Origin of the sequence: Paenibacillus hexagrammi, assembly GCF_021513275.1 — a bacterium.
Classification (GTDB): domain Bacteria; phylum Bacillota; class Bacilli; order Paenibacillales; family NBRC-103111; genus Paenibacillus_E; species Paenibacillus_E hexagrammi.
The window spans coordinates 1,422,961-1,435,437 of the sequence record NZ_CP090978.1 but is presented as its reverse complement, the minus strand read 5'-3'; the positions used below and the strand labels follow the sequence as shown (position 1 = coordinate 1,435,437).

Sequence of the window (12,477 nt, the reverse complement as noted above, 5' to 3'; positions counted from 1 at the left end):
GATCCATTTGGCGAGTCAGGTCCTTGTTCCCCAGATGCTGACTATTTGTTTCCGTATGTATGGTTTTTGCCAATTCTTTTTTTGCATCTTCAAGACTTATTTCACGTCCCCGCAGCGCATGCAAAATATCTCTAGGATTCATCAATAAACCCTCTCTCCATTATTTGCCGAATAATTCCATGATTCGATGTTTAACCTCATCTTGATGGAAGGTTGTTTCATGCATGGCAATTTCCTGTTCGATAACGAAGGGGAGTTCCTCCCGAATCGTTTTTACCAAGTGATCCTTTAAGGTAATTAATGATATTCTCGGCTTTTCAGCCACTTGTCTAGCCAATTCCAGTGCCTGTCCCAGAACCTCATCCCTCGGGAGCACCCGGAATGGAACTCCTCGTTTTTCAAGCTCTGCTCCCCGATAACCACCGGCGCTTAGCAGCATTTCCTCGGCCAAACTAAATCCCAGTTTCTTGGGCAGCATATACGTCGCGCCCATGCCAGGCGTAAATCCGTATTTCATAAAGTTGGCGGTATACATACTTTCCCTGCTGAGAATTACGAAATCCGAATATAAACCCAATACAAATCCGCCGCCAATGCCATGCCCCTGCATGGCAGCAATCACAGGTATCCTGCAATTTAGGGGAAGGCTGTAAATATTGACGTCGGTAAACTTTTCCCGTCCTTCGTATATGGATAACAACCCTTCCCTCGTTCCGCCTGAAGAAAAATAGCTGTCATACCCGGTCACAACCGCAACCTTATAGTTCGGGTTTGCATGAATCGTTTCATAGGCTTGAATCAAGCCGCAGACTAATTCCTCCGAAAACGTATTTTTATGAACCCGGTCCTGCATCGTGATTTGAACAATACCCGGCTCCACTTCACACACATCAACAACCGATTGTGACATTGGCATCTCCTTACTCCCACAATATCCTTGCTATGTATGAATTTACGGCCTTATTTACTAGATCCAGCTGTATTGGCGATGAAACTCTTTGATTTCCTGTAGGAACAAAAGTCCTTTCCCCTTGCATGAATCCATAACTGCCGGTATCCGGTCAAACTCCAATTTGGTATTCCGCGTGCCGAATTTTACGGCACTGCTCTCGGCCAATAGAGCCTCATATTCTTGGATATTTAATGAATAGCGCCCGTTTAATTGCTCCTCTATGCGAAAACGCGATTGAAGCTGCTGCCCGCGGGCTGAAGCAATGCCGCTGTAGAACTCTGAGCAGCAGCCTGACCCGTATGAAAAACAGCCGATTCGCTTTGGCAAATCGTAGGATCCATGATCTATTGTGCTTGCTAGAGACATGAACATGGATCCTCCCATCATATTGCCAACACGCTGGCAATAGATCAATCCGGGCGCCACGCGCTTCTGAAAATCGGGTTCTATCTCTCGCGGGCTGGCTTGAGCCATCTTTCTCATCATGGCTCGGTGAGCACTTTTCACCATCCCGCCAAAGGGGGTATGAAAGGAAAGATATTCAAAGGTATCTCGATAATTCACATCGTTTACCCTATTCTGATACTCCAGGAACGAACGCTCACAGCAGTCTAAATAGGACATGAATCCCAAATCCGCATCCCCAACTTCGCCATCTGGTGTCGGCCGGCAAGTATCCATTACCTCGTAGCCGTAATATCCGTTTGCTCCTACATCTACTTGAAACACATATGGGGTATCGCTCACCAGAATTGCAGCCGCCCCCGCACCTGAAGTAGGCTCCGCAAAGGCCCAATCCATGTTCAGGACATCTCCGCTCTCCGCCAGAGTAAACCGTGAAATATCTGTCACAACAACTAAAGCTTTCGCCCCTGGGGAAGTCTGTGACAATATAAAGTTGACCGCCATCTGAAGCCCTGCGGTTCCCGAATAGCAAGCGTTCTTCATTTCGAATAAACGGCAATTCCTGTTTAATCCCAGATAATGATGAATGTAGGTGCTTATCGATTTTCCAAAGTCCACACCGGACTCGGTACAGGTTATCAACAATTCGATCCGGTCTTTATCGGTGTCGGAGAGCAAATCAATCAGCGGTTTGGCCGCATTAACGCCATAGGTGATCGGATCTTCATAAGGCATGGCCACCGTCTTTTCTTTGATAAGTAAATTTTCAAATCTTGAGGTATCCATGTTTCGATGCTTGGCTAACTGCATAACATCCAGGAATGCTATTCCACCAAATACATTCATCGCTTCAATTCCGACAGATATCATAGTCATCTCCCTTCCGATATCGGTACTTGCATCTATGTATCTTTCAGGCGGAGCTGCCCCCGCCTAATCGCTAATTATTCATTTGCAGCAAATATTCCCTTGAAGGAGCTCATATCCAGACACATATCTGTTTTGAGCGGGCAGGTTATTGCACATATATAGCTTCCAACTGTAAAAGCAATCGCTTTATATTGCTTGAAATTTTTATAAAAGCATATGAAATGATCATCATGCACTTCTATTTTTGAAACTTCAAAAATCTTAAATGAAGTCGTTAAACCTGTTTTAAGAACTTTGGACAAAGCTTCTTTAGCTGACCATAACAATGTAAGCGCAGTATCCAACGAGATAGGCAAATCGTTGATATTTTCTTTTTCTGCCATGGTAATCTGGCTTTCAAAAGCACTTCGCTTTTGATCATCGATCTTTTCAACATCAATGCCCATCGGATGAGCCTCCGGAAAAGCAATAGCCGCACCATAATCGTTACAATGGGTAATACTGACCTGAATATTCGGTTTGGCTGAGGTCAGGATAGGTTGGTCAAATATACCTGACTGAATATGGATATTCTCTAGTTTTTCTTCATCGGTTAGAGCTGCAGCCGCCTGTTTGGCGGCAAAGCGGCCTAAGAGAAAACTTCTCCTGCGTTTTTCGAATGTTAAGGTATCCAAATAATCCCGCTCTTCGGCATGCAAATAGGGGATTATTCTTTCAAATTCCGCCATACTCTGAAAATAGCAGCAGCATAGAGAACCCTTATATGTATTCTCTTGCCTAGTCAACAAGATCTCACCAACCAAACATTGACCTTCTGGAGCCAAAATTCACCGATACCTCCATCATGCTGATTTAATTTGCATCCTCCCATGGAAACAGCCCTTTTTCCACATATCGAAAGATCAATTCTAAATTCCGTGGATCCGAAAACACTTCTACATTACTTGCGATTGCCGCTGATTTGGATTGTAAAAGCGACCCGTTCAAGTGATTCAAGTATTTTTTATATCGTGAAATGCCCGCTTTGGGCAAATGCTTTAATCGCATTACATGTTTGCGGAGCAAAATATCGCTCTGAGCATCGCACGCATCTACCAGCCCCCAGGCACTGGCCTGCTGGGCGGATATAGGCTGCGTCATCAATGTTAAATAATTGGCTTTTTGAAACCCAATTTTTCGAATCAGAAACGGCAGGACGCAAGAAGGTAAAAGTCCGAATAGCAACTCTGACAAGCTGAACTGGGCAGTCTGATCCGCAATGACAATATCACTGGCAGCAACAAACCCCACGCCACCCGCATTTACCTTTCCTCTTACATGGGAAACGGATATATACGGTCCGGTTGCCAGTTTCAACCATAAGTCATATAGGGGCTCCGGGTTTTGTCCACTGTGCTGTCCCCTTGTCATGGCACCATGAAATTCTTGAAAGTCTGCCCCGAAGCAGAAAACTTCCGGCAGACCTTCCAGCACTACAACATTAATAGATTCTTCGCACATCTCCAGCACCTGGCGGCATTCTTCAATCAAACAATCGTTGATGGTATTGTTGGCCTCGGGACGATGGATCTGCAAAAAACAAACCGAACCCTGAAAGCGGACCCGCAAAGTTTGATAGTCCATCACATCCACCTGTATTCCCGGTGAAACTCGTTAATTCTCTCCAGGAACAAACGCCCCTTGCCCCGGCTTGAAGCGATCGCTTCCGGAATCAGTTCAAAGTCCGTTTGCATATTACGGGTCCCGAATTTCACTGCTCCGCTGCCCGCCAAGAGCGTCTCGTATTCAGCGATCGATAATGGGTAGCGTTCGTTTAATCGGTTACCAATCTCGAAACGCCGCTGGCGCTCCTGCCCTTGTGGTGTAACGATTCCGCTGTAGAACTCGGAGCAACAGCCCGAACCGTAGGAAAAACAGCCAATTCGTTTTGAAGTTTCGAACCTGCCGTTATCGATTGCGCTCGCCAGAGACAGAAACACCGCGCCTCCCATGATATTTCCGACACGCTGACAATAGAGCAATCCCGGTACGACCCGTTGCTGGAAATCCGTTTCGATTTCAGCAGGCTTGGCTTGAGCCATCTTCCTCATCATAGCCCGGTGCGCCCCTTTGACCATTCCGCCAAATGGAGTGTGAAACACAAGATATTGGAATGCTTCCCTGTAGTCCGCACCCGTCACCCTTTTCTGATATTCAAGAAACGCATTTTCACAACAGTCCAGGTAAGATAATAAGGATAAATCCGCATCCCCAGCCTCACTGTCAGGAACAGGGCGGCAGGTATCCATGACCTCATAGCCATAGTAACCGTTAGCCCCCACATCAACTTGGAAAACGTAAGGAGTCTCGCTTACAAGAAGCGCCACAGCTCCTGCACCTGAACTGGGCTCGGCAAAAGACCAATCCTCCGTCAGGGCTTCTCCTCCATCTGCTGCCAAAAACCTTGAAATATCCGTTGCAATTACGAGGGCTTTGGCTCCTGGAGAGGTTCTGGACAAAATAAAATTAACCGCCATTTGAAACCCGGCAGTTCCTGAAAAACAGGCTTGCTTGATTTCAAATAAGCGGCAGTTCCGGTTCAATCCCAGATAGTGATGGATGTACGTGCTCATTGATTTTCCAAAATCGATTCCGGATTCGGTACATGTAATCACCAATTCGATCCGGTCTTTCTCCGCCTGCGAAAGTGAATCTACAATGGGCTTGGCCGCGTTAACAGCATTGGTAACCGGATCCTCGCAAGGCAATGCTACTGTCTTTTCTTTCATTAATAAATTCTCAAATCTGGCCGTGTCCAGATTGCGGTACTTCGCCAATTCCATAACATTCAAATAAGCTGTCCCGCCAAAAACGTTCATAGCTTCGATTCCAACTGAAATCAAATCGATCGTAACCTCCTTAATTTATACCTCTGAGGACTATACTTGTATTTATACCTCCAAACCCGAATGAGTTACTCAATGCTGTCTTTAGATTTGCTTTAACCGTATTGCCCCTGCTGAATCTGCACTCCTGATCAATAGGTTCTTCCAGATTCAGATTAGGATGAACAAAACCTTCCTTCATTTGTACGATTGCAGCTAAAGCCTCTACGATGCCGGCAGAATATAGACAGTGGCCCGTAAGGCTTTTCGTTGAATTCATCCATATTTCTCCGATGCGTTCTTTAAACAGTCTTTTAATTGCTCTAATTTCGGTCATATCGCCTGTAGGCGTCGATGTGCCATGAGCATTGATATAATCGATATCTCCAGGTGAAAGACCCGCTTGTCGCAATGCTTGCTCCATAGCGCGTACTTCGCCGTCTTCATTGGGATCGGATAACCTGTTACCGTCCAATACCAGAGCTCCGGAAAGGAGCTCTGCAAGAGGCTTAACACCGCGCTTTTCAGCAGACTGGCGAGATTCAAGAATAAGGCAGGCTGCTGCCTGCCCATAGATGAATCCTTCGTGCTTCTTGTCAAAGGGCCGGCAAGCTTGACCAGGCTCGCTTCCAAAGCTTTTGCCGCCCATCGCGCCCAGATTGCTGAAACTCATTAATTCCAATGGAGATAAGTCTGCAAGAGTTCCCGAAACAAGACATAGATCGGCAAGTCCCAGCTGGATCATCTGCATAGCCTTGATAATGGCAACATTCCCGCTCGCAGACGCACCGCCGACATTGAAGCCTTCACCCTTAATGTTACATATATCACTGATTGTTCCAACGTGGTCTGTATCCATGAAATGCAGAGCGTAGCTGGGTGTGAGATATTCGGGAGCTTCATCAAACTTTTTAAAAAGTGAGTATGCATAATTCTGGGAAAGATTGCTCCCGGAAACAACGATCCCCTTTACGCTCATCCGCTATTGGATGCGTATGGAGTTCAGCTTGTTCCCATGCCTCCAGCACAGCCAGTACAGAGCATTGTACGGAAAAAGGAGAACGTCTCGCACACAGTCTCGCTTTATTCGCAAGTTCTAAAGGGCTTTGCTTGATCAGCTTGTCAAACGAAAAGTCACGGATTTGTGCTCCTATTCTCACAGGTGCAGCAGACCCAGCCGGGCTCTGCCAACAATCGATACCGCTTTTGCCCGACTTCAAGGATTCAGTGAATTCCACGGAATTGTATCCAATAGGGCTTATGATGCCAGTTCCGGTAATAACAACGTTATTTACCATGCCAGACGCTTGATCAGACAAGTGCGGCTTTCTTTCCATAAAGCAAATTCACCAATTCCTGAATATTTTTTACTTGCCCGAATTCAACCATGGACATTTTTAGCCCTATTGCTTCCATTGCGCTTACCGCTATATCTGCACGATCTATGGAATTAGCCCCTAAATCTTTAAGGGAAAGTTCAATTCTGATATCGCCTTCACTCAAATCTGGCAGAATTTCCATAATACAACCCTTTACAACTGTAAACACTTCGTCTTTAGTCATCTAATTAGCCTCCCTAATATGGTTATTCCGATCTCATCGGCGTGTCTCATTTTCTAGCCCTAAACTGCCTGTACTTGATCCGCGGTCGTAAACCATCTTTCTTTTTTCTCATTAATCCATGAGACAAGCATCTCATTAAAATGATTGCAAATATACGAATCAACGTGTCTTCCTCTATCGAGGATGAGAATGTTTTTTTCACAAGGGCTCTGTAAAAAGGTTTTGAGTATTAAATCTACAGGCATAATATCATCATTTTCAAAATGAACTAAAAGCAGCGGTAAGCCTTCCAGTTGATTCAGCACATCCTTGATATCGTTTTTGCGGAAATCTTTGAGCAAACTGTCTTGATCAAAAATACAGTGATGATTTTCTCGTTTCGAATTCAAAACTTCAACAATGAATTCCCATTTTTCTACAGTTATAGCCGATTCCAGCAAAATGGACATACCAAAAACAGCTGTCACATTTTTGTTTTGTGCAGCTGCTTGAAGGGAAAAGAGGGCTCCCATGCATTGACCGCCCAGTATGATCGGCAAATCATGTGAAAGATAACTTCTCGCATAATCGATCGCTGCGAAAATATCACTGATCATTTCATGACCGGCAACACCTTCGCTGCCGCCATGACCTTGATAGTCATAAGTAAATACATGATTCCCGCCTTCGCATATATCAATTGCTTTTTTGGCAAGCATTTCTTTGGTTGCGCCAAATCCGACAGATAAGATAACAATACTTTTCTGATCGTTATCATCCGTATTCAGATAAAATTTCCCACTTAGTTTGATATCCCCATTATTAAAATAAACGTCTTTCGTTTCGTGCATCGTCTATTCACTCCCATTCATCGTTTTAAAATTTACTATCGCAGCAAGCTTTCGATTTTCATTACATGTTTCATATCCTGGCCGAATGGCGTAACGATTGGATAAAATGAAGATACGGAATCCTTAGCAAGATTATATTTTGTGAAATTTGCCAAGGTTCCCGCTGGCCCTACATCCAAATAAATACAACCTGACCTCTTTTCTAATCCTAGAAGAGCTTCTTGGAATTGAATCGGACTTCTCACGATTTCCCATAAATACGAATTCGGTACTTCCAATAGCTGCGCTCCAAACAGACTAGAAATTACGGGTATAACAGGTTTATTGAATGACATTGATCTTAAAAAACTTCTATACTGCTCTTCAGCAGGATCCATGCATGAAGAATGGAATCCATATGAAACCGGCAGCAATTGGTATAGTATATTTTTCTCCGCTAACCACTGAACCACTTCTGCTAATCGTTCATTCTCCCCTGATACTACAAAGTGGGAGTGATAATTAACCGATGCCAACTCTATGTGCTTAAACATCAGCTGGTCTTCATGATATACGTCAACGCTATCCAAAATAGCTAGCATCCCGCTTTTCTGGCAATGAGACTCGATAACTTCAGCTTGTTTGATGACGCACTCCATTACATCCTCAACGCTCATGCATTCGGAAACAGCAATAGCCGTAAACTCGCCTAAGCTAGTGCCTAATACGTAATCCGGCCTTATTCCGCTTTCTATTAGAACTTGGGACAACGCATATTCCACCATAAAGATAGCCGGATGAGTGAATAAGGTGCGATCAAATTTTTCCTCTTTTCGCCGTTGTTCATTATAGATTTCATGTAGAACAGATCGGCCGATCAATCGCTGCACTATATCATCCATGTGTAACATCCAGTTTCGAAATACAGGATGGTTATGAAATAAGTCCTTTCCCATTTGATAATATTGAGATCCTTGTCCAGAAAACATAAAAACGATAGGTTTCTTCATTTCTCCCCCCTAATTCGAACGATTCAACAAAAATTAAACAGATTTTTTTGACCTTTTCTCATTCTAAAATTAATAAAATGTTCTTTGTTTATGAATTGAAAGTAAATATTGTGCCTTAACAGATACTCCAAGGTATATCCAGGATCTTTCCCATAGGAATGACCAGGGAATATTTGAACCTCCGGCTTAATGGTTGACTTTATCCTTTGGATGCTATGAAACATCTTATCCGGATCTCCCCCAACCGTGTCGCAAAGCCCACAACCTTCGATAAATACCGTGTCTCCGGTAAACAAGTCATTCGATATGAGAAAACAAGAACTTCCATATGTGTGTCCTGGGGTCAGCATACATGATACTGACGTATCGCCAAGCATGATTACATCGTTATCTTCGAATGGATGTAAGTTTTCACAAGCGAAATTATAGTAATGTATTTCTTTATGAGACAGATATACTTGCGGGTTGTACTTTTCTAATAATCGATGAACTAGATTCACATGGTCGTTGTGAGAATGGGTCAATAAAATCGTTGTAAGATGCCCATTCAACATGTGCATGGTGGATTCGATTTTAGCCAATTCCCACGCCGGGTCGATGATGGCTAACTGTCTGGTTGTATGATCGACGATCACGTATGTATAATTTATAGAATTTCGGTTTCGTAATTTTAACGGGTACACCGAATGGGTATCCATAAGAAACTTAATCCCCACCTCCTTTCTGTAAATTTTCATTGATCGGATTCGAATGTCCTATCCTAATAAAGCGATTCCGATAGCTTCTCATGATGCTTCGGATCCGTTTGTTCGTCCGTTTGCTTTCTCTGGTTGTATCTACTGAATTCCGGTGCATAATTTTGGATCAGATATGCTGCTAATTCTGCAATGGTCGTGTATTCAAATAACAAGGTCGGCGGTAATTTGACCTCGAGTTTGGCTTCAATAGCATCGACAACACTCATTAATCCGGACGAATCCAATCCCATTTCATAATATTCGATCTTTATATGAATCAAATGGGCTGGCTTTTTCACCTGGTCTGCGAGCAATTGTTGCAAGAAACGCTCCACCTCAGCGGGGGCGATTTGAACGCGATCTGAGCTGCTGGTTGCTTCCTGAGAAGCTGCGACCGACTGTTCCAACAATGGTTGTACGTTGTTTTTGCGGCTAGGATGGATGATAGCCGGCTCTCGAACTAGCTTAGCCGCCAGATCGCTCAGTTCGCCTGCTTTTTTCCCGAATTCGTCAAAGAATTCCAATGTCAAATAGATCAGTTCATTTTTTGATTGGATAGATGAACGTGAAATTCGGGCCAAGCATTTTTTTTGTAATAACGCGGAAGCGCGAAACGACTTGTAAAACAGCGGCAAAAAAAGCTGCTGCGTTTCGGTAAGTACGCTTGCGATCAAGTCGCTTGCACCCACTCCGCTTCCATCCATCAAGGTAGGATGAAACATAAACTCGGAGGCGCTGGGAAGAGCATGTTGTCCGAGTGAGAGATCAATGACTACCTCATTACTCAAGGTATAGATGGTTCCCTCAGCTTTGATAAATCCGGAATGCACCAATTCGTGGCATCGGCATTTTTCATATATCGCGTCGAGTGATTTGACTTGGATTGACTGTCGGATCAAATGTAAGTCTAATTTTTCACTATACTCCACAGGGGCACTCTGATACATTTCAGCGCTGATATAATGTTTTTTTTTCCAATGCTAACTTGCCATTCACTTGTTCCTGACCTTCGATCCGAATCTTCCACTGTCCTTTTTGAACTTCCGCGACTTGAACATGAAGCATGACACTACGGTCATGCTCCACAATTAAAGGGTTATAAATCGTTACATCACGAAGTTCAAGCTCTCGATAGTCAAAACCATTTTCGCGGAAAAGTTGATACAACATATCGATATAAGCCAAGCCAGGCAGTAAAGCCTGACCAAACACCTTATGGTTACCAAGTATTGGATTATCGGTGCCGATAAGAAATTGTTCATTCATTTTCATTATTCCTCCGCTATTTTCCTTTTCCAAATACTTACGATGTTCGATGCCTGTTGTTGGGGGTTATTGGACATAGCTTCCTGTCTCGATGTTGTTTCAGCAAGAACCTTTGACTGTTCCTTCCGGACGTCATATCGTTTCAATTCCGGAGGCGGAAGGGGATGTCGTGTAGCTGAATGTACATGTAATTCTTCGGGCTCTTCCCAGGCCTCCAATATGACATGGGCATTCGTACCTCCATCGGCAAAGCAGTTTATGGCCGCAGTCCGCTGCAAATCGCTCCAATCGGTAAGATTGCGATAAAAATGAAAAGATGTTGATTTCATATCAAAATGTGTCATTGCCATTTCGCCTGATAAGAATGGAACGATTTGTTTGTTTTGAAGCATAAGGATGACCTTAATAAAACTTGCAATTCCTTCGGCGCATAATGGATGCCCGATATTGGGTTTCATTGACCCTAACCCGCAAATTGCTGAGTTGGAAGAACGATAAACGGATTGGATGGCTTTAAGTTCCAGTAAATCAGTAACCTCCGAACCCGAACCGTTGGCCTCAATATAGCTGATCTCCTCTGGTTTTTTGCCGCTTTGAGCCAAAGCATGTTTCATGACTTCTTTTTGCGCTTGGAGATTGGGAGTTGCAGGTCCGGCCGTGCGACCGTCATTATTAACGGCAATTGCTTTGATCGTTGCATAAATCCGGTCTCCATCCGCAATGGCTTGATCAACGGTTTTCAAGAGAACCATCCCTACACCTTCACCTAGCACAGTTCCTTGGGAACGTTGATCGAAAACATGAAAAACAGGCTCGGGGCTTAAGATGTTCCGTTGCTGAAACAGCCGGTGCGCCGAATCTGTATGCAGCAAACTCACCCCTCCGACGACTGCAGAAGTAATCTCGCCCATTTGCAAAGCTTGCACCGCCATTTTCATCGCGACCAAGGCGGAGGAACAGGCTGTATCCAGCACAAGGCTAGGCCCGCGCAAATCAAAAAACTGTGAAATATTGGCGGCTAAATAATTTTGTCCTACAGCCATAATCGGATTTCGGGTATCACTCCAAGGTAACGGATTCGATTGAGGTTGACTTCGGGCTCCTAAATAAACCCCGATTGGTTTTCCCTTCACTTCCTGGTGCGTATACCCCGCGTGATACCATAAATGCAAACACTCCTCTAAAGCTAACAAAGCCTGCGGATCCATGGAGCTGACATCTTCCTTGGAAATGGAAAAGAATTCCGGATCAAAATGGTTTATTTGATCCACCAAACCGGCATAAAAGTGGGTTGAATGTCCCCATCTTTCCTTTGGTACAGAGCCGATTGCACTTCGCCCTTCCGATAATAGCTGCCAATATTCCTCGAGATTTTCAGCCCCGGGGAACCGGCAGGAAAGACCGATTACTGCAATATCCGATGGCGTGCTCGATTTCGGACCGCCTGGATATAGAGGCTTTACCGCATGACTGAAGGCATGGGCGGCATTCTGCGAATCTTGAGTCGACTCCCGATGTTCCGCAATTGGATTGCCCCCCCATATGTTAGCTAGAACTGCTTGATACGTATGAGACATCCACTGTGCAAATGACTCAATTGTTGAATATTCATAAAAAATTGAAGGATCCAATGATTCTGAGAGTAATTTGTTAATTTGTTGCAATATTTGAGCTAATAAGACGGAATTTACTCCATAATCCTGAAAGGGAACACTTACTTCGAGTTTTTCAGGATCCATTTTTAATTCCCGAGCAAATAATTCGATCAAATACATTTCAGCCGATTTCGCGGTTGTATTGGCAGCAGTCTGTGCGGACGCGACATGGGTGCGGCGCTGTGGCGACTCGTTCTTCCATCCAATTGGTGTTTGCATGGTTCGCGATAACAACTGATCAGGCTGCCATACATCATGATTAACTACTGCCGGAAGTATCACCGGACCGATTCTACGGGCTAATACCTGATCCAACAGACGTAAACCATCCGCATTCGTATGGCTT

General features: G+C 44.3%; 13 protein-coding genes and 1 pseudogene. All 14 read right to left on the bottom strand.

The window, feature by feature from the left end; translation table 11 throughout:
- Positions 1-160: 160 nt before the first annotated feature.
- Positions 161-910 (bottom strand): polyketide synthase, encoded by a 750-nt coding sequence (locus L0M14_RS06350; RefSeq protein ID WP_235121348.1) that lies wholly within the window; start codon positions 908-910, stop codon positions 161-163.
- A gap of 57 nt (positions 911-967) precedes the next feature.
- Positions 968-2,227 (bottom strand): hydroxymethylglutaryl-CoA synthase family protein, encoded by a 1,260-nt coding sequence (locus L0M14_RS06345; RefSeq protein WP_235121347.1) that lies wholly within the window; start codon positions 2,225-2,227, stop codon positions 968-970.
- A 74-nt stretch (positions 2,228-2,301) separates the two neighbouring features.
- Positions 2,302-3,051, bottom strand: coding sequence for a 4'-phosphopantetheinyl transferase family protein (locus L0M14_RS06340; RefSeq protein WP_235121346.1), 750 nt, complete (start codon positions 3,049-3,051; stop codon positions 2,302-2,304).
- 28 nt (positions 3,052-3,079) lie between these two features.
- Positions 3,080-3,850 carry an enoyl-CoA hydratase/isomerase gene (locus L0M14_RS06335; RefSeq protein WP_235121345.1) on the bottom strand — a complete coding sequence of 257 codons (771 nt, stop codon included), beginning with the start codon at positions 3,848-3,850 and terminating at the stop codon, positions 3,080-3,082.
- Positions 3,850-5,109, bottom strand: a complete 1,260-nt coding sequence (locus tag L0M14_RS06330; protein WP_235121344.1) for a hydroxymethylglutaryl-CoA synthase family protein — start codon at positions 5,107-5,109, stop codon at positions 3,850-3,852. Before L0M14_RS06330 ends, L0M14_RS06335 begins: the two co-directional genes overlap by 1 nt.
- 16 nt (positions 5,110-5,125) lie before the next feature.
- Complete coding sequence (locus tag L0M14_RS06325; RefSeq protein ID WP_235121343.1) at positions 5,126-6,070, bottom strand: beta-ketoacyl synthase N-terminal-like domain-containing protein; 945 nt, start codon at positions 6,068-6,070, stop codon at positions 5,126-5,128.
- Positions 6,003-6,428 (bottom strand): beta-ketoacyl-[acyl-carrier-protein] synthase family protein, encoded by a 426-nt coding sequence (locus tag L0M14_RS06320; RefSeq protein ID WP_235123080.1) that lies wholly within the window; start codon positions 6,426-6,428, stop codon positions 6,003-6,005. The genes L0M14_RS06325 and L0M14_RS06320 overlap by 68 nt, the downstream gene beginning before the upstream one ends.
- The gene (locus L0M14_RS06315) at positions 6,403-6,654 is read right to left on the bottom strand and encodes an acyl carrier protein (RefSeq protein ID WP_235121342.1); all 252 of its coding nucleotides are present in this window, start codon (positions 6,652-6,654) and stop codon (positions 6,403-6,405) included. The genes L0M14_RS06320 and L0M14_RS06315 overlap by 26 nt, the downstream gene beginning before the upstream one ends.
- A 59-nt stretch (positions 6,655-6,713) precedes the next feature.
- Positions 6,714-7,484, bottom strand: coding sequence for an alpha/beta hydrolase (locus L0M14_RS06310; RefSeq protein ID WP_235121341.1), 771 nt, complete (start codon positions 7,482-7,484; stop codon positions 6,714-6,716).
- 35 nt (positions 7,485-7,519) lie between these two features.
- Positions 7,520-8,473 (bottom strand): acyltransferase domain-containing protein, encoded by a 954-nt coding sequence (locus L0M14_RS06305; RefSeq protein ID WP_235121340.1) that lies wholly within the window; start codon positions 8,471-8,473, stop codon positions 7,520-7,522.
- A 23-nt stretch (positions 8,474-8,496) separates the two neighbouring features.
- Positions 8,497-9,171: an MBL fold metallo-hydrolase gene (locus L0M14_RS06300; RefSeq protein ID WP_235121339.1), complete on the bottom strand. Its 675-nt coding sequence runs from the start codon at positions 9,169-9,171 to the stop codon at positions 8,497-8,499.
- 62 nt (positions 9,172-9,233) lie between these two features.
- Positions 9,234-9,998, bottom strand: coding sequence for an acyl carrier protein (locus L0M14_RS06295; protein WP_235121338.1), 765 nt, complete (start codon positions 9,996-9,998; stop codon positions 9,234-9,236).
- Between the two features lie 160 nt (positions 9,999-10,158).
- Positions 10,159-10,476 (bottom strand): hotdog family protein, encoded by a 318-nt coding sequence (locus L0M14_RS06290; RefSeq protein WP_235121337.1) that lies wholly within the window; start codon positions 10,474-10,476, stop codon positions 10,159-10,161.
- Positions 10,477-10,481: 5 nt separating this feature from the next.
- Positions 10,482-12,248, bottom strand: a pseudogene (locus tag L0M14_RS06285) (beta-ketoacyl synthase N-terminal-like domain-containing protein); the annotation flags it as partial.
- Positions 12,249-12,477 lie beyond the last annotated feature (229 nt).

Excerpts from the sequence above, each read along its gene's own strand:
- L0M14_RS06350 (WP_235121348.1), bottom strand. The coding sequence starts at position 910 with ATGTCACAATCGGTTGTTGATGTGTGTGAAGTGGAGCCGGGTATTGTT.
- L0M14_RS06345 (WP_235121347.1), bottom strand. The coding sequence starts at position 2,227 with ATGATATCTGTCGGAATTGAAGCGATGAATGTATTTGGTGGAATAGCA.
- L0M14_RS06335 (WP_235121345.1), bottom strand. The coding sequence starts at position 3,850 with ATGGACTATCAAACTTTGCGGGTCCGCTTTCAGGGTTCGGTTTGTTTT.
- L0M14_RS06325 (WP_235121343.1), bottom strand. The coding sequence starts at position 6,070 with ATGAGCGTAAAGGGGATCGTTGTTTCCGGGAGCAATCTTTCCCAGAAT.
- L0M14_RS06320 (WP_235123080.1), bottom strand. The coding sequence starts at position 6,428 with ATGGAAAGAAAGCCGCACTTGTCTGATCAAGCGTCTGGCATGGTAAAT.
- L0M14_RS06315 (WP_235121342.1), bottom strand. The coding sequence starts at position 6,654 with ATGACTAAAGACGAAGTGTTTACAGTTGTAAAGGGTTGTATTATGGAA.
- L0M14_RS06310 (WP_235121341.1), bottom strand. The coding sequence starts at position 7,484 with ATGCACGAAACGAAAGACGTTTATTTTAATAATGGGGATATCAAACTA.
- L0M14_RS06305 (WP_235121340.1), bottom strand. The coding sequence starts at position 8,473 with ATGAAGAAACCTATCGTTTTTATGTTTTCTGGACAAGGATCTCAATAT.
- L0M14_RS06300 (WP_235121339.1), bottom strand. The coding sequence starts at position 9,171 with ATGGATACCCATTCGGTGTACCCGTTAAAATTACGAAACCGAAATTCT.
- L0M14_RS06290 (WP_235121337.1), bottom strand. The coding sequence starts at position 10,476 with ATGAATGAACAATTTCTTATCGGCACCGATAATCCAATACTTGGTAAC.